This is a genomic window from Methylobacterium sp. AC315 (assembly GCF_979253755.1).
Map to the genome: position 1 here is coordinate 217,480 of NZ_CEEDEA010000002.1, position 16,084 is coordinate 233,563.

At 69.5% G+C, this 16,084-nt stretch carries 22 protein-coding genes; 15 read left to right on the forward strand and 7 right to left on the reverse strand.

All coding sequences use genetic code 11. The features are described 5' to 3' along the window. Positions 1-60 precede the first annotated feature (60 nt). Positions 61-1,257 (forward strand): MFS transporter, encoded by a 1,197-nt coding sequence (locus tag AC0IY0_RS03780; RefSeq protein WP_147940141.1) that lies wholly within the window; start codon positions 61-63, stop codon positions 1,255-1,257. A 67-nt stretch (positions 1,258-1,324) separates the two neighbouring features. Then, a complete protein-coding gene (locus AC0IY0_RS03785; RefSeq protein WP_471763112.1) occupies positions 1,325-1,843 on the forward strand; it encodes a GNAT family N-acetyltransferase in 519 nt (172 codons plus the stop codon). A 30-nt stretch (positions 1,844-1,873) separates the two neighbouring features. Here AC0IY0_RS03785 and AC0IY0_RS03790 read toward each other — a convergent pair whose 3' ends face one another. Together AC0IY0_RS03790 and AC0IY0_RS03795 are read right to left on the reverse strand one after the other, a co-directional pair. Next, a complete protein-coding gene (locus tag AC0IY0_RS03790) occupies positions 1,874-3,055 on the reverse strand; it encodes a multidrug effflux MFS transporter (RefSeq protein WP_147906367.1) in 1,182 nt (393 codons plus the stop codon). A gap of 92 nt (positions 3,056-3,147) precedes the next feature. Further along, positions 3,148-4,122 (reverse strand): c-type cytochrome, encoded by a 975-nt coding sequence (locus tag AC0IY0_RS03795; protein ID WP_471763113.1) that lies wholly within the window; start codon positions 4,120-4,122, stop codon positions 3,148-3,150. Positions 4,123-4,420: 298 nt separating this feature from the next. Between AC0IY0_RS03795 and AC0IY0_RS03800 the strand changes: the two genes are divergently transcribed. The 4 genes from AC0IY0_RS03800 to AC0IY0_RS03815 all read left to right on the forward strand — a co-directional run bounded on the left by AC0IY0_RS03800 (position 4,421) and on the right by AC0IY0_RS03815 (position 6,692). After that, on the forward strand, positions 4,421-5,164 hold the full coding sequence (locus AC0IY0_RS03800; protein ID WP_419829121.1) for a 3-deoxy-manno-octulosonate cytidylyltransferase: 744 nt from the start codon (positions 4,421-4,423) through the stop codon (positions 5,162-5,164). A 25-nt stretch (positions 5,165-5,189) separates the two neighbouring features. Then, entirely contained in the window at positions 5,190-6,047 is an 858-nt protein-coding gene (locus AC0IY0_RS03805) for a prephenate dehydratase (RefSeq protein WP_147940146.1), read from the forward strand. Positions 6,048-6,166: 119 nt separating this feature from the next. Then, positions 6,167-6,409 carry a BrnT family toxin gene (locus AC0IY0_RS03810; RefSeq protein ID WP_471763222.1) on the forward strand — a complete coding sequence of 81 codons (243 nt, stop codon included), beginning with the start codon at positions 6,167-6,169 and terminating at the stop codon, positions 6,407-6,409. Beyond that, entirely contained in the window at positions 6,351-6,692 is a 342-nt protein-coding gene (locus AC0IY0_RS03815) for a BrnA antitoxin family protein (RefSeq protein WP_471763114.1), read from the forward strand. Before AC0IY0_RS03810 ends, AC0IY0_RS03815 begins: the two co-directional genes overlap by 59 nt. Positions 6,693-6,699: 7 nt before the next feature. Here AC0IY0_RS03815 and AC0IY0_RS03820 read toward each other — a convergent pair whose 3' ends face one another. Further along, complete coding sequence (locus AC0IY0_RS03820; protein ID WP_419829119.1) at positions 6,700-7,425, reverse strand: tyrosine-protein phosphatase; 726 nt, start codon at positions 7,423-7,425, stop codon at positions 6,700-6,702. Between the two features lie 216 nt (positions 7,426-7,641). Between AC0IY0_RS03820 and AC0IY0_RS03825 the strand changes: the two genes are divergently transcribed. Continuing rightward, positions 7,642-8,148, forward strand: coding sequence for a GNAT family N-acetyltransferase (locus tag AC0IY0_RS03825; RefSeq protein ID WP_147906361.1), 507 nt, complete (start codon positions 7,642-7,644; stop codon positions 8,146-8,148). 111 nt (positions 8,149-8,259) lie between these two features. Beyond that, positions 8,260-8,793, forward strand: a complete 534-nt coding sequence (gene ppa / locus AC0IY0_RS03830) for an inorganic diphosphatase (protein WP_007559546.1) — start codon at positions 8,260-8,262, stop codon at positions 8,791-8,793. A 226-nt stretch (positions 8,794-9,019) separates the two neighbouring features. Here the strand turns inward: ppa and AC0IY0_RS03835 are convergent, their stop codons facing one another. After that, entirely contained in the window at positions 9,020-9,553 is a 534-nt protein-coding gene (locus AC0IY0_RS03835; protein ID WP_147940137.1) for a gamma carbonic anhydrase family protein, read from the reverse strand. 136 nt (positions 9,554-9,689) lie between these two features. Between AC0IY0_RS03835 and AC0IY0_RS03840 the strand changes: the two genes are divergently transcribed. Continuing rightward, the gene (locus AC0IY0_RS03840; RefSeq protein ID WP_471763115.1) at positions 9,690-9,968 is read left to right on the forward strand and encodes a hypothetical protein; all 279 of its coding nucleotides are present in this window, start codon (positions 9,690-9,692) and stop codon (positions 9,966-9,968) included. A gap of 179 nt (positions 9,969-10,147) precedes the next feature. Continuing rightward, the gene (locus AC0IY0_RS03845; protein WP_147906358.1) at positions 10,148-10,327 is read left to right on the forward strand and encodes a hypothetical protein; all 180 of its coding nucleotides are present in this window, start codon (positions 10,148-10,150) and stop codon (positions 10,325-10,327) included. A 41-nt stretch (positions 10,328-10,368) separates the two neighbouring features. Here the strand turns inward: AC0IY0_RS03845 and AC0IY0_RS03850 are convergent, their stop codons facing one another. Both AC0IY0_RS03850 and AC0IY0_RS03855 read right to left on the reverse strand, forming a co-directional pair. After that, positions 10,369-10,533, reverse strand: coding sequence for a hypothetical protein (locus AC0IY0_RS03850; RefSeq protein ID WP_187193529.1), 165 nt, complete (start codon positions 10,531-10,533; stop codon positions 10,369-10,371). A gap of 215 nt (positions 10,534-10,748) precedes the next feature. Further along, positions 10,749-11,267 (reverse strand): META domain-containing protein, encoded by a 519-nt coding sequence (locus AC0IY0_RS03855; RefSeq protein ID WP_147856784.1) that lies wholly within the window; start codon positions 11,265-11,267, stop codon positions 10,749-10,751. Positions 11,268-11,508: 241 nt separating this feature from the next. On the opposite strand from AC0IY0_RS03855, the gene AC0IY0_RS03860 reads away from it, so the two are divergent. The 5 genes from AC0IY0_RS03860 (at position 11,509) to AC0IY0_RS03880 (ending at position 14,982) form a co-directional block, all read left to right on the forward strand. Then, positions 11,509-11,832, forward strand: a complete 324-nt coding sequence (locus tag AC0IY0_RS03860; RefSeq protein WP_147940133.1) for a helix-turn-helix domain-containing protein — start codon at positions 11,509-11,511, stop codon at positions 11,830-11,832. Between the two features lie 160 nt (positions 11,833-11,992). Continuing rightward, positions 11,993-12,730, forward strand: coding sequence for a PIG-L deacetylase family protein (locus AC0IY0_RS03865; protein WP_471763116.1), 738 nt, complete (start codon positions 11,993-11,995; stop codon positions 12,728-12,730). Beyond that, positions 12,727-13,320, forward strand: a complete 594-nt coding sequence (locus AC0IY0_RS03870) for an SAM-dependent methyltransferase (RefSeq protein WP_147940131.1) — start codon at positions 12,727-12,729, stop codon at positions 13,318-13,320. The genes AC0IY0_RS03865 and AC0IY0_RS03870 overlap by 4 nt, the downstream gene beginning before the upstream one ends. Continuing rightward, positions 13,317-14,168, forward strand: a complete 852-nt coding sequence (locus AC0IY0_RS03875; protein ID WP_471763117.1) for a glycosyltransferase family 2 protein — start codon at positions 13,317-13,319, stop codon at positions 14,166-14,168. Before AC0IY0_RS03870 ends, AC0IY0_RS03875 begins: the two co-directional genes overlap by 4 nt. 97 nt (positions 14,169-14,265) lie before the next feature. After that, entirely contained in the window at positions 14,266-14,982 is a 717-nt protein-coding gene (locus tag AC0IY0_RS03880) for a nucleoside/nucleotide kinase family protein (RefSeq protein WP_471763118.1), read from the forward strand. Positions 14,983-15,046: 64 nt separating this feature from the next. Here the strand turns inward: AC0IY0_RS03880 and AC0IY0_RS03885 are convergent, their stop codons facing one another. Next, entirely contained in the window at positions 15,047-16,018 is a 972-nt protein-coding gene (locus AC0IY0_RS03885; protein WP_147856921.1) for an HpcH/HpaI aldolase/citrate lyase family protein, read from the reverse strand. Positions 16,019-16,084: the final 66 nt, after the last annotated feature.

Genomic DNA, 16,084 nt, shown 5'->3' on the forward strand with positions numbered 1-16,084 from the left:
CCGGCCCGACACCGCCATCGGGCCAGGGTATCAGCGGTCGATCCCGGAGGATACGCCGCGATGGATGCCGAAACCCTGTCCCGCCGCACGCTGCGCTTCGTCAACGTCGCGCACGCCCTCGACCACTACGTGCTGCTGATCTACCCAACCGCGGTGATCGCCATCGCGGCCCAGACCGGCCTGAGCTACGGCGAGCTGATCGGGCTGGCGACCGGCGCGTTCGTGGCCTTCGGGTTGTGCTCGCTGCCGATGGGCTGGCTCGCGGACCGGTTCGGCCGGCGCAACCTGCTGGCGGTGTTCTTCCTCGGCTACGGCCTGTCCTGCCTCGGGGTGGCGAGCGCCACCACGCCGCTGAGCTTCGCGCTCTGGCTGTGCGTGCTCGGCCTCGCCTCGGCGATCTACCACCCGGTCGGCTCGACCATGCTGGTGACCCATGCGCGCCGGCTCGGCCGCGACCTCGGGATCAACGGCGTCTGGGGCAATCTCGGCGCGGCCTCGGCCTCGGGCGTCACCGCGCTGCTGGCCGCCAGCGTCGGCTGGCGGGCCGCCTTCGTGGTCCCGGGCCTCGTCTGCCTCGCCTGCGGTGCCGCCTTCCTGGCGATGGTGCCGGGCGACGGCGAGGCCGGCGGCAAGAAGGCCGGGGGCGCGGCCGCGATCGCAGTGAGCCGACCCTGGGCGCTGATGGCGCTGTATGGGGTCGCGATCTTCGCGGGCGGCGTCACCTTCAACCTGACGACGATCAGCCTGCCCAAGGTGATTGACGAGGGCGTCGGCCAGGCGCTGCCGCTGGCGCTGATCGGCTCGCTCGCCACCGTGGTTTTCCTGGTCGGGGCGCTGATGCAGCTCGCCATGGGCCGGCTGATCGACCGCTTCAGCCTGCCGTCCTTGTTCGTCACCCTCTCGGTGCTGCAGCCGCTGGGGCTGGCGCTCGCGGCGCTGAGTACCGGCCTGCCGCTGCTCGCCGGGCTGATGCTGGCCATGACGGCGATCTACGGCCAGGTGGTGATCAACGACGCGATGATCGCCCGCTACGTGCCCCCGGCTTACCGGGCCCGGGCCTACAGCGTGCGTTACTTCGTCGGCTTCACCGCCAGCGGCTTCGTGGTTCCGGCGATCGCGGTGCTGCACGACCGCGGCGGCTTCGCGCTGGTGCTCGGCATCGCGGCCACCTGCGGCGCGGTGATCTGGCTCGCGGCGCTCGGCTTCCTGAAGCTGACGCAGGGCGAGCCGCGCCCCGCCCTGGCGGCGGCGGAGTAGGGATGACGGTTTGCGAGCCCGGGCCGGCGCTGCTACGCGGCGGCGGTTCCGAGCCGCGAGCCCGCCCTTGACCACACTCTCCCTCGTCATCAGGCCCGAGCGGCCGGAGGACGCACCCGCGATCGATCGCCTCCAGGCCCGGGCCTTCGGTCCCGGACGGTTCGCCCGCACCGCCTATCGCCTGCGCGAGAAGGCGGCCGAGCGGATGGACCTCGGCGTCACCGCCTCGGTCGGCAGCTTCCTGGTGGGCTCGGCGCGGATGGGGCCGGTGCGCACCGGGTCTTCGCGCTTCGTCATGCTCGGTCCCCTGGCGGTCGACCCGAGTTTCGAGGGCCGCGGCATCGGCGGCACCCTGACCCGCGCGGCGATCGAGGCGGCGCGGCAGGCCGGCGAGGGTCTGGTGATCCTGGTGGGCGACGCACCCTATTACAGCCGCTTCGGCTTCACCCCTGTGCTGCCGGGCCGCCTGACCCTGCCGGGCCCTGTGGACCCGGCCCGCGTCCTATGGCTGGAACTGGCCGACGGTTTTCGCCAGGGCATATCGGGCGCCGTGGAAGCGTTGCGCCCGGAAGAGTCCCGGTCTTGAGCTTTCTGTCGCTTCGCGGGGCGGCCGCGGTCACGCCCGCCGCAACGCCAGGGCCGCGATCAGCCCGGCGGTGAGCAGCGCCAGGGCCACGGGGGTGGCCGAGGTCGCGGGCCAGGCCGAGGCCGCGGCCGTGAACAGGGCCCCGAAGGTCATCTGGGTGAAGCCGTAGAGGCTGGAGGCCGAGCCCGCCGCGTGCGGATCGACGTTCATCAGCCCGGCCACCGCGTTGGGGCTGAGCAGGCCGACCCCGACCGCGTAGGCGAAGAGCGGCACGATCAGGGTCACGACGCCGAGCATCCCGCTCCGGTCGACCAGCAGCAGCGCCAGCGCCGCCGCGATGCAGAGCAGGTTGCCGCTGCGAGCCGCCTTGCGGATCGGCACCCGGGTCGCGAGCCGGCTCGCCAGCACGGCGCCGCCGACCATGCCGAACACGACGATCAGGCAATCGAACCCGACCTCCTGCGAGGAGCGCCCGAGCCGGTCCACCAACAGGAACGGCGCCACCGCCAGGAACGCGTAGAGGCTGGTGCCGCCGCAGGCCCCGGCGACCAGATAGGCGCGGAACACGGGTACCTTCACCAGCCGCAGGTAGCCCGCCAGGATCGCCACGAGTCCCGGCAGAGCCACCTTGTGCCGATTGGTCTCCGGCAGGGTGAACACCACGAGGGCGCCGAGCACCGCGACGATCCCGGCGAGCACCACGAACACGGCGCGCCAGCCGAAGGCCTCGTTCACCACCCCGCCGATCGCCGGGGCCAGAGCGGGGGTCAGCGTCATGGCGGTGGTGAGGATCGCGAGCTTCCGGGCCGCGTCCTCCCGGGTCGAGACGTCCCGCACCATGGCCCGGCCGATCACCAGGGAGCCGCAGGCCCCGAGCGATTGCAGAACACGCGCCACCAGGAGCACGCCGATGCTCTGAGCCGGGATCGCCAGCAGCAGCCCGGCGAGGTAGAGGCCGAGCCCGCCGATCAGGATCGGACGCCGCCCGAACCGGTCGGAGAGCGGCCCGTACAGCAGCTGGCCGCCCGCGAGCCCGATCAGGTAGACCGTGATGGTGAGTTGCGCGGCGGCCGTCGTGATGCCGAGGTCGGCAGCGGCGGAGGCGAGCGCGGGCACAAAGATGTGCAGCGCCACCGTGCCGGTCATGGTCACGCCGACCAGCAGCGGCAGGGGCGCCCGGCGCGCTGCCGGTTCCGGACTTCGATCGGGCAAGCGGAATCCTTATCGGTGTCTGACCCGAACGGAGATCGGGTCGCGGACGCCTCAAGGCAAAGGCCGGGCCTGAACGCCCGGCCGGGTCGCCGCTAGTTCTTCGGCGTCGGCAGGGGCGCGTTCTGGTCCTTGGTCGGGCCGTCGACCTCCAGGTCCTTGGCGCGATCCACCGCCTCGGGGTTGGCCTGAGCCGGCGGCTCCTTGGCGGCCGGGGCGGACGGCGCCGTCGGCTCGGCCGGGATCAGGCTCGACGGCGTGCCGTGCTGGTCGCCGTCATGAGCACCGGCCGGCGGAGCCGGGGCGTTGCGGTCGCTCGACTCGCTCGGCGCCCGGGGGCTGCCGGCGGACTTCTCCTCGACCGGCTTGGCCGTGCTGGTGTCGGCGGGCTTGGCCGGGCTGTCCTTGCCCTCGGAGCCCTTTCCGGCCGCGGGCTTGGCAGCCGAAGGCTTCTCCTCGGACGCCGGCGCGGGTGCGGGCTTGTCCTCGGGCTTGGCGGCGGCCGGAGCGGCCTCGGGCTTCGCCTCCTTCTTCTCGACGGCGGGCAGAGGCTTGGGGCTGTCGGCGTTGTTGCGCAGGTAGGCGATGACGTTGGCCCGGTCCTGCGGCGACGCGATGCCGGCGAAGGCCATCTTGGTGCCCTTGGCGTAGGCCTTCGGGTTGGTGAGGAACGCGTCCAGATCGTCGTAGGTCCAGGTGCCGCCCTTCTCCTTCAGGGCCGCCGAGTACTCGAAGCCGGCATGCCCCCCCTTCGGGCGCTCGACCACGCCGTACAGATCCGGGCCGACCTTGTTCGGGCCGCCCTTCTCGAAGTTGTGGCAGGCATGGCAGGCCTTGGTGCCGGCCTCGCCCTTCTCGACGTTGGCGCTGGCGAGCCGGACGGCGATTGGCTCGACCTTGGCCTCCGGTGCCGCCGCGGCGGTCTGCGGCTCAGGCTCGGGCAGGTCGTAGCCGGCTTTGCCGGCCGGCTTCGGATGGTAGATCAGCTCGGCGACGAAACCCGATCCGGCCGCGAACAATAAGGCGCCGAGGACGGCGCCGAGAACCTTGTTCACCTCGAACGAGTTCATGCTCTTCTCTCGATCTGCCCATGCCCGTCACAGGCAGGCACGCCGGGACACAGGACCTTGGAAGATTTCAAGGGTGCTTAGCCGTTCCGGCACGATCTTGACAATGCCGGTGGGGGGATACGTTCCGTCGCGGGGCGAAACGCGCGTTCCAAATCGCCGAGCTTGTTACCCGGCGGCATCATTTTGCCGGATCGTGTGGCCCGGCGCCCCGGTCCCGCAAGGGACGACAACCCGGAGCAGGCCTGCTAAGCACCCGCGCTTCGCTGGCGGACGCCTCAGCCTCAGGTCCGAGCCCTTCATGTCCGATCCCCTCGTGCTGATCCCGGCCCGCCTCGCCGCGACGCGCCTGCCGAACAAGCCGCTGGCCGAGATCGCCGGCGAGGCGATGATCGTCCATGTCTGGCGGCGGGCCATGGAGGCCGGGATCGGTCCGGTGGTGGTGGCGACCGACACGGCCGCGATCGCCCACGCCGTCGAGGCGGCCGGCGGCATCGCGGTGATGACCCGGGCCGACCACCCATCAGGCTCGGACCGCCTCGCCGAGGCGCTGGAGAGCGTCGATCCGGCGGGGCACCATGACGTGGTGGTCAACGTGCAGGGCGACCTGCCGACCATCGACCCGGCGATCATCGGGGCCTCGATCGGCCCGCTTTCCGACCGCACGGTGGACATCGTCACGCTCTGCGCACCGATCACCGATCCGCACGAGGCGGAGAACCCCAACGTGGTCAAGCTCGTGGGCCATCAGGTCGGCCCGGGGCGGCTGCGCGCGCTCTACTTCACCCGCGCCCGCGCCCCCTGGGGCGACGGCCCGCTCTGGCATCATATCGGCCTCTACGCCTATCGCCGCTCCGCGCTGACCCGCTTCGTCGCCCTCCCCCCCGGCGAGCTGGAGACGCGGGAAAAGCTGGAGCAATTGCGGGCGCTGGAAGCCGGTATGCGCATCGATGCCGTCATCGTCGACGACCTGCCGCTCGGCGTCGACACCCCAGCCGACCTGGAGCGCGCCCGCGCCCTGCTCCAGGCCCGACGCCTGAACTGAACGCATGACCAACGCACCGACGCCCATCACCGACCGCACCATCGCCTACCAGGGCGAGCCCGGGGCCAATTCGCACATCATCTGTGCGCAGGCCTTTCCGGACTGGACGCCGTTGCCCTGCCCCACCTTCGAGGACGCCTTCGCGGCGGTCACGGAGGGCCGGGCCCGGCGGGCCATGATCCCGATCGAGAACTCGATCGCCGGCCGGGTGGCCGACATCCATCACCTGATCCCGACCTCGCCGCTGCACATCGTGGCCGAGCACTTCCTGCCGATCCACTTTCAGCTGATGGTCCTGCCGGGCACGGCGCTGGAGGCGGTGCGGACCGTGCACAGCCATGTCCACGCGCTCGGACAGTGCCGACGGATCGTCCGGCGGCTCGGCGTGAAGGCCGTGGTCGCCGGCGACACGGCGGGCGCGGCCCGCGAGGTCGCGGAGATCGGGGACCCGAGCCGGGCCGCCCTGGCACCCGCGCTCGCCGCCGAGGTCTACGGCCTCGACATCCTGGAGCGCGACGTCGAGGACGAGGCGCACAACACCACCCGCTTCGTGGTGTTCTCCCCCGATCCCGAGCCGGCCGCGGCCGGGGCCGGCCCGTGCGTGACGAGCTTCGTGTTCCGCGTCCGCAACATCCCGGCCGCGCTCTACAAGGCACTGGGCGGGTTTGCGACCAACGGCGTCAACATGTCGAAGCTCGAGAGCTACATGATGGACGGCGAGTTCACCGCCACGCAGTTCTACGCGGAGGTGGACGGCCACCCCGAGGATCCGGGCCTCGCCCGGGCGCTCGACGAACTCGGCTATTTCTCCCGCGAATTGCGGGTGGTCGGCACCTACCCGGCCCACCCGTTCCGCGAGGCCGCGCGGCCGGCGGCGGAGTAAAGGCATCTGGAGGGCGTCTGCGGGATGGGTCTTACAGTAACGACAATCCGTAACTACGCTACACCAATGGCTTTCAGTGGGAGCCCGAGAAGGATGCGGCGAACCAAGCCAAGCATCTCATCGGATTCCGCCAAGCGGCCGAGATCTTTCGCGGTTTTAGGCTGACCCGCGAAGACACGCGCCGCGACTATGGCGAGCGTCGGTTCATCGCACTGGGTCTGTACGATGATGCTGTGCTGCGGGTGGTCTACGTTCAGCGGGCGGGCGACATCCGCATCATCTCGGCATGGAAGGCGAGCCGCCATGACAGGCAAGTCTACGCAGAGGCGCGTACCAGAGCGGGCGGCGACCGTCCGGTTTGACAACTATACCGACATGCCCGCGGCAGAGCCGCTCAGCCCGGCGTTCAACGTCTTGGATGACGCGGAGATCGAGCGGCGAGCCGCAGCCGACCCCGATGTCGGATTAATTCCGCCGGGCTTCTGGGACGAGGCTTCACCGTCGACCGTCGAGACGAAGGAGCAAATCACGCTACGCCTCGACTCGGATGTGCTGCGGCATTTCCGGAGCGCCGGAAAGGGCTACCAATCGCGGATCAACGCGGTGCTCAAAAGCTACGTCAGGGCGCAGGACAAACGACGTTAGGGCGGCCTCACTCCCGCCGCAGCACCGTATCCGCGGCGAGGTCCGACCAGAACCCCGGCCGAAAGTCGCGCTTGAGCGCCTCCGGATCGTAGATCGTCTCGACCCAGGTCAGGAAATCGATGCCCCTCGCCTCACCCTCCACCAGGTACCGGGCGAAGAATGCGTCGAGGATGCCGGTCTTGGCAAAGCGGAGATGGCCGTAGCGGGCCGAGAGCTGGCGGGCGGCCTCGGCCACCGGGCGGCCCTCGTGCAGGATCAGGTAGAGCGCCGAGGCGAGCCCGGCCCGGTCGGCGCCCGACTTGCAGTGCATCACCGCCGGGTACTGGATGTCGGCGAAGAAGGCCTTCGCGCGGAGCAGGGTGTCCCGGTCGGGTGCCTCGCGGGAGCGCAGGACGAACTCCACCAGCGTGAGCCCATGCCGCTCGCACGCCTCGCGCTGCAGCGGCCACGAGCCGTGCTCGCGCCCGCCGCGCAGGGAGATGATCGTGCGGACGCCCTCGGCCCGGAAGCGGGCGAGCTGGTGCGGGCCGGGCTGGGCTGAGCGCCAGATCCGGCCCGTGCCCACCCGGTGTCGGTTGAGATAGGCCAGCCGGAACACGCCGTGATCGATCAGCAGCATGTTCGCCCAGGCCTTCAGCCGGTCGCCGGGGCCGGCGATCGGCCGCTCGAAGCGAGCGATCCGGGCCATGCGGCGCGCGTAGCGCGTCTCGGGCTTGAGGAAGCGGTTGAACACGATGAGGCTGCCGCGGAATCGGGAGCCGGCTCTACCAGCCCCCCGGAAGCCCGGCAATTCATCCGTCCGACCGCCCGATCGCGGCCTTTCCCCACCCCCACCGGAAAGTTCCGAAAAAACGGCGTCGATCTTGCCTTCACTCTGCCCGGATCGGGATCGAACCTGGGCGGACCGCGCGGGTTATCCGCAGGTCGCAAGGGGGAAGGCCGGAAGCCCATGAGCACGCGCACCACGAGCATCCGCCGGGCTCGCGAGGCCGACCTCGGCAGCCTGTCGACGGTGTTCGATGCGTCGTGGCGCGAGGCCTATCGCGGCATCATACCCGGCGTGGCGCTCGAGCGGCTGATTGCCGGGCGCGACCGGCCGTGGTGGCGCAGCGCACTACGCCGGGGCCGCCCGATCGCGCTGGTCGAGACCGGCGAGCGGGTGGTCGGCTACGCCGCCTACGGGCGCACCCGCAGCCGGGCGCTCGGCACGGAAGCCGAAATCGACGAGCTCTACCTGCTGCCGGAATACCAGGGCATCGGCCTCGGACGCCGCCTGTTCAAGGCGGTGCGCAACGATCTCGTCGATCACGGGCTGACCCAGCTGGGCGTGTGGAGCCTGGAGGACAACGACCGGGCCGGCGCCTTCTACGAGGGTCTCGGGGGCCGGGCCGGGCCGCGGGTGATGGACCGGGTCGCGGGCGTCGCCCTGCCCAAAGTCGGATACCTGTTCAGCTAACGTTTCCTGGGACTCGTCGCCGGCCCCGCACCGATACTGATTTGCATCGCGGGGCCAGGCATCTAAGAGATCCGGGAAGCGGTGCAGACCGCATCCCGGAAGCGATACGCCATGAACATCGACGCCATCCCGCTCGGCAAGAAGCCCCCGCACGACGTCAACGTCATCATCGAGGTGCCGCTTGGCGGCGAGCCGATCAAGTACGAGATGGACAAAGAGTCCGGGGCGCTGGTGGTCGACCGGTTCCTCTATACGCCGATGTTCTACCCCGGGAATTACGGCTTCATCCCCCACACCCTGTCGGGCGACGGCGATCCCTGCGACGTGCTCGTGGCCAACACCCGCGCGGTGCTGCCGGGCGCGATCATCAGCGCCCGCCCGGTCGGCGTGATGGTGATGCAGGACGAGGGCGGCGAGGACGAGAAGGTCATCGCGGTGCCATCCCGCCACCTGACCAAGCGCTACGACCGCGTCGAGAACTACACCGACCTGCCCGACATCACGATCCAGCAGATCCAGCACTTCTTCGAGCACTACAAGGATCTGGAGCCCGGCAAGTGGGTGAAGTTCGTCCGCTGGGGCGACAAGGAAGAGGCCCACCGGCTGATCGAGGAAGCGATCGAGCGGGCCAAGGCCAAGAAGTAATTTTTTCGACGACAGGTAGACTGGGCCCTCCCCTCCCCCTCTGCGGGGGAGGGTGGCTCCCGGAGAGGAGAGGTCGCGGCAGGCGTGAAATCCTGCGCCGTCGCGTTGCCCTTCTTGCAGAACTTCGGCGCGACCCGCCCTGACGGCCGGCCCACCCTCCCCCGCGCAGAGGGAAGTATTTCAGGCGCTTACTGACAAACCCGATCGGTAAGCCGGCGCACCGCCTTCACCCGTCGATGCGGCGCAGGCCGGCCTTGTAGCGCCGGGCATTCTCGACGTAGCGCAGGGCCGCCTGCCGCAGACCCTCCACGGCCTCGGGATCGAGGGTGCGCACGGCCTTGGCCGGCGACCCGACGATCAGGCTGTTGTCCGGAAATTCCTTGCCCTCGGTCACCAGCGCGTTGGCCCCGACGAGGCAGCCCCGGCCGATCCTGGCGCCGTTCAGCACCGTCGCGCCCATGCCGATGAGGCTGCCGTCGCCGATCGTGCAGCCGTGGACGATGGCACCGTGGCCAACCGTGACATCCGTTCCGATCGTCAGCGGGAAACCGGGATCGACGTGCATGATCACGCCCTCCTGCACGTTGGTGCGGTCGCCGATGCGGATCGGCTCGTTGTCGCCGCGCAGAGCCGCACCGAACCAGATGCCGACATCGAGCCCGAGATGGACCCGGCCGATCACCTGGGCGTCCGGCGCGATCCAGACCCGGGCGGGATCGGCCAGCTCCGGGGCGTGGTCGTCGAGGGCGTAGAGCGGCATGGTTGGCTTCCGTCGCGGTGCTGATGTCTCGGGAGCGACGCGGCCGACGATGGGCATCGCCTGTCGCCGGAATGGCACAGGTCCGGGTCGCCTGCCAGTGCTAGGCTGGCGCTGCAACCGGGGGCGAGGCGCGGGCTTGAAGCGGATCACGGCATCGATCGGGCTCGCCGGCCTGCTGCTCGCGCAATCGGCCGACGCGGCGGACTGGCACGATGGCGTCCGACGGGGCGGCTTTCGGGCCACCTGCGAGGACCTCGCGACGTTCTGCTTCGCGGATGCCTGCGGGGGCGATCAGATCGATGCCGCCGAGACCTGCCGGGCGCGCTGCCCGAGCGCGGTGATCCTCAGCGTCGTGCCAGCCGCCTGCCGGATCCCTGGCGCTACATCCGGACCGATTCTCCGAAGCCGCGGCTGAGATGTCGGCATGATCCGATCCGGGCACGACGAAGGATCAGAAGTCATCGCCGAGAAAAAAAACGTCGGCCTGCGGCAACGAAACGCGGAACCCGGCATTGACCGTGCTCAAACAGCTCACGAGTCACCTCGACAACGCGGACCGTTACTCGCGCAAGCGCGAGACCGGAAGCAAACAGCATGATCAACGACGATCTCAACCCGCCGCATGCCGGTCTGAACGCGGATCCCATTCTGTACGGGGTTGCGGCCGGATTGGCCGCCCTGTTTCCGCCGGTGCTGTTGCACGGCCGGGACTCGGCCGACCTGACCGCGCCGTCAGACGGCGACGAGGATCGGGAGACGCGCGACACGGAGTGAGCGCGACGTGCCGGTAATGCGGGCGCAACGGCTCCCGACCGTCACGCGGCGAGCCGCGCGATCAGCAGCACCGTCGCCAGGATCGGTGCAGCGGCAGCAAGCCAGAGCGCCCCGGAATGGATCGCGGGCGGCGCGGTGAAGCGAAGAGGCCTCGAGACGCCAGGGCGCAGCGGCACCCGATCCCTCAACCCGATACCGACTGCCATGCGCCGTCTCCTCGATACCCGAGGAGAAAATCCCGATCGCCCTCAAGGGCGTCTGAATCGTGGGCGGCGTTCGTGCAGCGTGGTGAATTCGGCCTTAAGCCGGCCGACGTGGCCCGCCCTATTCCGCGTTGCCCGAGCCGGCGGAAACCCCAGGAGCGGAGACGGCGGGAACCGTCCCGCCGCTCAAACGACCGCCGACCCGGCAGATTGGGCGGTCAGAGCGCCCGGTCGAATTTCAGCTCGCCGTTCGGGCTCTTCAGCACCAGCTGGGAGCCGACCAGGTCCCACACCGCCGCGGTGCGCAGGGCGACGAAGAACGCTTGCTCGGTGGCCGCGAGACCCTTGTCGCAGCTCTTCTTGGTGAGGGCGAGGGGACCGACCGCGAGGTGCTGATCTTTGAGCGGGAAGGCGGTCGCCGCGAAGGTGTTGCAACCGCCGTAGCCGCGGGCGCGGTACTGCTTGTCGATGATGAAGCTCGGACGGTCGCCGCCGGTGAAGGGCTTGCCGTTGAGGCTCACCGCCGTCCAGGTCGAGTCGAGCGGGAAGATCTTCTCGCTCGCCTTCGTGCCGGGCACGTATTGCGGCTTCTTCTCTTCCTCGCCGCCGGGGCGGCGGTTGCCTCGGCCGAAGCCCGTGGGCGCTCCGCCGCCCATCTGGGCTTGGGCCTGCGTGGCGGCAGTCAGGTCCACGGCCATCACGGCACAGGCCAGGGTAGCGATCAGCACCGCTCTCATCGTTCCGCCCTCATCGTGCGCGCACGGCGCCCAGTCCATCGTCCATCCAGGGGACGCGACGGCCGCCCGACTCCCCCCTGAGTCGCACGGCGTGGTCGCCCCGAATCCATACACCCCGGCGCATGCGACGGAATTTCAGCACAATTATGGTCGTGGCGCATCGCGCGGTGCCCGGAAACGATCGGCGACCGATATCGTTGTCGATCATCCCGAAAGGGACCAACGACGGGTGGAGGACGACGTGGCAGGATCGGACGAGGGCGGCCAAGCCGGGGCGAGCACGCTGGCGATGAGCCCGGCGCAGTCGCGGGCGGCCCGGGGGCTGCTCGGATGGTCCGAGGCGGAACTCGCCGCCAAGGTCGGCCTCGACGAGCGGTTCGTGCGCGATTTCGAGAGCGGCTACGGCGACCCGCCGAGCGGGCAGATCGAAGCCCTGCGCAGCGCGCTCTGCACGGCGGGCGCGGTGTTCGACGACGTGCCGAATCCCGGTGTCCATCTGGCGGCCCAGGCCAAGGCCGACGAGGGCGTCCGGCTCGGCGCGCTCACCACGGAGAACGATCGGTAGAGCCCGCCGCGGACGGCGCCGCTCATGGCGCGTTCAGCCGCCGGGGCCGATAGCCGGAGGGCAAGACCTGCTCGCCGTCCCAGGAGCGATCCGTGACCGTTCACGCCAGCCCCACGATCCGCAACGGTGCCCCGGGCGCCTCCGCGACGGGGGCACGCTGATGCGGGCCGACGCCTTCCTGACCGCCTCCGACGCGCTGCCGGTGGCGGATCTCTCCACCTTGGTGGAGCGGGGCGGCCTTGTCGTGGTCGCGCCCCATCCCGATGACGAGAGCCTGGGCTGCGGCGGCCTGATCGCGGCGGCCCGCGCGGCGGGACGGCCGGTGCATCTCGTGGTCGTGAGCGACGGGTGCGGCTCGCACACCTATTCCCGCCTGTACCCGCCCGCGGCGCTGCGCACCCTGCGCGAGGCGGAGACGCTCCGGGCGGTGTCGATCCTCGGCCTCGCGGCGGCGGACGTGACCTTTCTGCGCCTGCCCGACGCGCATGTGCCGAGCGACGGCCCCGAGGCTGAAGCCGCGGCGCACGCGGTGGTGCAGGCCGCGGCCCGGTGCGGTGCCGGCGCGGTCTTCGTGACCTGGCGACACGATCCCCATTGCGACCACAAGGCGGCCGCCGCCATCGTCGGACTGGCCCGGCGGCAGATGCCAGGCGTCGTGGTCTACGAATACCCGGTCTGGGGCTGGACGCTGCCGCCGGAGACCGAGGTCGGCCCGCCTCCGGATGGCCTGCGCCTGGACGTCTCGGCCCATCGTGAGACCAAGACCCGGGCGGTGGCGGCGCACGCGTCGCAGACCACCGACCTGATCTCGGACGATCCCCAGGGGTTCCGCCTCGAGCCCGCCATGATCGCGCGGCTCTGCGGCCCCTACGAGCGCTTCGTCAGGATTCCCGCATGAGCCGGCGAACCGAGACCCTCCCGGAGGATTACTTTGCCGGCATCTATGCCAGCGATCCGGATCCGTGGAAGTTCACGAGTTCGGCCTACGAGCGGGACAAGTACGCCGCGACGCTGGCGGCACTGCCGAGGCCGCGCTACCGCTCCGCCTTCGAGCCGGCCTGCGCGATCGGGGTGTTCACCCGCGCCCTGTCCGAACGCTGCGAACGGCTGCTCGCGGCCGATCCGGTCCTTGCCGCGGTCGAGGCGGCCCGCGCGCGCTGTGCCGACCGGCCGAGCGTGGAGATCCGCCAGGGCGCGCTCCCGGCGGACTGGCCGGAGGGCCGGTTCGACCTGATCGTGCTGGCCGAGTTCCTGTACTTCCTCGCCCCGCCCGACCTCGCCGCGCTGGTCCGGCGTGCCGGCGACGCGATCGAGCCCGGCGGCGACCTGATGCTGGTCCACTGGATCGGCGAGACGGACTATCCGCAATCGGGCGACGAGGCCGCCGAGAGCTTCATTGCGCAAGCCGCGCCGTTCGCAGAGCTGCTGCATCAGGCCCGGACCGACAAGTACCGGCTCGACGTGCTGCGCGCCGGAGACGCGGCGTGAGCACCACGGTCATCACCCTGAACAAAGGCCGGGGGGCGCATCTCGCCCGTCTGCTCGAAGGCCTCGCGCGCGGTGCCCCGCCAGACGCCTGCATCGTGGTCGAGATCGGCGGCGACGACTCGCCCTTGCCGGACCTGCCGTTTCCCATCGCGCGCGTCCCGTTCCGACGGGACGGCCTGCCGCTTGCGGCTGCGCGCAACGTCGGGCGCCGGGCAGCCCGCACCGACACGCTGATCTTCCTCGACGTCGATTGCATCCCGTCGAACGGCTTGGTCGCCGGCCTGTCGGGCGCAGTGGCCGAGCATGACGCCCTGATCTGCTGCGAGATCGGCTACCTGCCGGCCGGCGCGGTCACGGATGGCTGGCGGGAGACCGACCTCGACCGGCTCGGGCATCCGCACCCGGTGCGCGCCTTTCCGCAGCCCGGCCTCGTGGCGCCGGCGCCCCAGCCCGGCCTGTTCTGGTCGCTGGCCTTCGCGGTGCGGGCCGCGACCTATGACCGGATCGGGGGCTTCGACGAATCGTTCTCCGGCTATGGGGCCGAGGATACCGACCTCGCGTTCCGGGCCGATGCGGCCGGGGTGCCGATCCTGTTCCTCGGCGGCCCGCGAGCCTACCATCAGCACCATGCGAGCTACGACCCGCCGCTCCAGCATTTTCGCGATATCGTCGCCAATGCCGGCCGCTTCCACGCCCGCCACGGCTTCTGGCCGATGGACGGCTGGCTCGATGCATTCAGCCGCCTCGGCCTGATCGCGGCCGACCGGTCGAACGGGATCGTGGTCTATCGCGACCCGACCCCGTCCGAGATGACGGCCGCGCGGCTGCCGGACACGCAGCCATTCTGACACAAGCAGCGCATACGGAAGAGATCGGCCCGCGGGGGGACTGCGGAACCAAATCTTCGATCGTGCGCCGGCAGCGGGCCGAGCCAACGAGGCCGAGATGCGCAGCCAAGCGATAGACGCAATCGTACGTGCAATCCTAGATCTACGTTTGAGTCACCCGCTGCGCATTGCGATCGACGGTAGGACGTCCTCTGGTAAGACAACTTTCGCCGACGAGATCGCGACCGAGGCGCGGGTACATGGTCGCCATGTCATTCGAACCAGCATCGACGGCTTTCATCTTCCGCGGGCCGAACGCTATGCGCGTGGCCGCAGGTCAGCCGAAGGATACTATTATGATGCGCGGGATCTGACTGCGGTGAAAGGTTTACTCTTGCGCCCACTCGGCCCGCAGGGCGACCTGTTGTATCGAACGGGAAATTTCGATCTTGAACTCGATAAACCCATCGATATGCCGCCTTATAAGGCCGAAGCCACCGACGTCCTGATCGTGGATGGCACCTTCCTGCAGCGGCCGGAATTGCAGTGCGAATGGGATCTTATCATTTTCGTCGATGTACCGGAAGAATTAGCACGTGTCCGCGGTGTGGATCGGGATGCGAAACGCCTTGGAGGTCACCTGGAAGCCGAAGCAATCTATCGCGATCGCTATCAACCCGCCTACGCAATTTACGAAACTCATTGCGACCCGAAAGCCGCCGCGCACATCGTTGTCGAAAACACAGAATTTGAATGCGCAAAAGCTCGAATTCAGCGCTTGCCTGACCTGAATTTGCCCAATCCGCTAGATGCGTCGATTTTCGACCGCCAATAAAATTGACAACAGTGAAGATTGGGTCCTGGAAAGCCCCCAGGACCCAACGAAGACCTAATAGAGATTACGCCTTCATGGCATTCGCCTTCTCGATCAGCGCCTCGGCCATGCGGATCGACGCGATGTCGATCAGGCGGCCGTCGAGGGAGACGGCGCCGCGGCCGGCCTTGGCGGCCTCCTGCATGGCCTCCAGGATACGGCGGGCTTTGGTGACCTCGGCCTCGGACGGCGTGAACACCTCGTTGGCGAGGTCGATCTGAGAGGGATGGATCGCCCACTTGCCCTCGAAGCCCAGCGCGGCGCAGCGCTTGGCCGCCGACTTGTAGCCGTCCGGATCGGAGAAATCGCCGAACGGGCCGTCAATCGGGCGCAGGCCGTAGGCGCGGCAGGCCACCAGCATGCGGTTCTGGGCGAACAGCCACGGGTCCTGCCAATGGGTCTGGCGGTTGCCGGCCTCGTCCTTGTCGGTGAGCACCGAGAAGTCGGCGTTGACGCCGCCGATCACCGTGGAGCGGGCGCGCGTCGAGGCGGCGTAGTCGGCCACGCCGAAGGACATCGCCTCGAGGCGCTTCGAGGACTGGGCGATCGCCTCGACGTTGGCCATGCCGAGCGCGGTCTCGATCAGCACCTCGAAGCCGATTTGCTTCTCGCGCTTCTTGGCCTGCTCGATCTGGGTGACCAGCACGTCGATCGCGTAGACGTCGGCCGGCACGCCGACCTTGGGGATCAGCACCATGTCGAGCCGCGGGCACGCTTCGACGATGTCGACCACGTCGCGGTACATGTAGTGGGTGTCGAGACCGTTGATGCGGATCATCATGGTCTTGGTGCCCCAATCCAGGTCGTTCAGAGCCTGGATGATGTTGGTGCGGGCCTTCTCCTTGTCGTCGGGGGCGACCGCATCCTCGAGGTCGAGGAAGATCACGTCGGCGGTCGACTGGGCCGACTTCTCCATGAAGGTCGGGTTCGAGCCCGGGACGGCGAGTTCGGAGCGATGCAGGCGCGGCTTGGCCTGCTGGATCAGCGTGAAGCTCATGGGTGTTTCTCTCTCCTGGTGACGGTTCTGGTGCCGCCGGGGTGCGTAGGGATCGCCCTCCGGGAA

Coding starts and splice junctions, on each gene's coding strand:
- AC0IY0_RS03780 (WP_147940141.1), top strand. CDS start 61: ATGGATGCCGAAACCCTGTCCCGCCGCACGCTGCGCTTCGTCAACGTC.
- AC0IY0_RS03795 (WP_471763113.1), bottom strand. CDS start 4,122: ATGAACTCGTTCGAGGTGAACAAGGTTCTCGGCGCCGTCCTCGGCGCC.
- AC0IY0_RS03800 (WP_419829121.1), top strand. CDS start 4,421: ATGTCCGATCCCCTCGTGCTGATCCCGGCCCGCCTCGCCGCGACGCGC.
- AC0IY0_RS03815 (WP_471763114.1), top strand. CDS start 6,351: ATGACAGGCAAGTCTACGCAGAGGCGCGTACCAGAGCGGGCGGCGACC.
- AC0IY0_RS03825 (WP_147906361.1), top strand. CDS start 7,642: ATGAGCACGCGCACCACGAGCATCCGCCGGGCTCGCGAGGCCGACCTC.
- ppa (WP_007559546.1), top strand. CDS start 8,260: ATGAACATCGACGCCATCCCGCTCGGCAAGAAGCCCCCGCACGACGTC.
- AC0IY0_RS03835 (WP_147940137.1), bottom strand. CDS start 9,553: ATGCCGCTCTACGCCCTCGACGACCACGCCCCGGAGCTGGCCGATCCC.
- AC0IY0_RS03845 (WP_147906358.1), top strand. CDS start 10,148: ATGATCAACGACGATCTCAACCCGCCGCATGCCGGTCTGAACGCGGAT.
- AC0IY0_RS03850 (WP_187193529.1), bottom strand. CDS start 10,533: ATGGCAGTCGGTATCGGGTTGAGGGATCGGGTGCCGCTGCGCCCTGGC.
- AC0IY0_RS03855 (WP_147856784.1), bottom strand. CDS start 11,267: ATGAGAGCGGTGCTGATCGCTACCCTGGCCTGTGCCGTGATGGCCGTG.
- AC0IY0_RS03865 (WP_471763116.1), top strand. CDS start 11,993: ATGCGGGCCGACGCCTTCCTGACCGCCTCCGACGCGCTGCCGGTGGCG.
- AC0IY0_RS03870 (WP_147940131.1), top strand. CDS start 12,727: ATGAGCCGGCGAACCGAGACCCTCCCGGAGGATTACTTTGCCGGCATC.
- AC0IY0_RS03880 (WP_471763118.1), top strand. CDS start 14,266: ATGCGCAGCCAAGCGATAGACGCAATCGTACGTGCAATCCTAGATCTA.
- AC0IY0_RS03885 (WP_147856921.1), bottom strand. CDS start 16,018: ATGAGCTTCACGCTGATCCAGCAGGCCAAGCCGCGCCTGCATCGCTCC.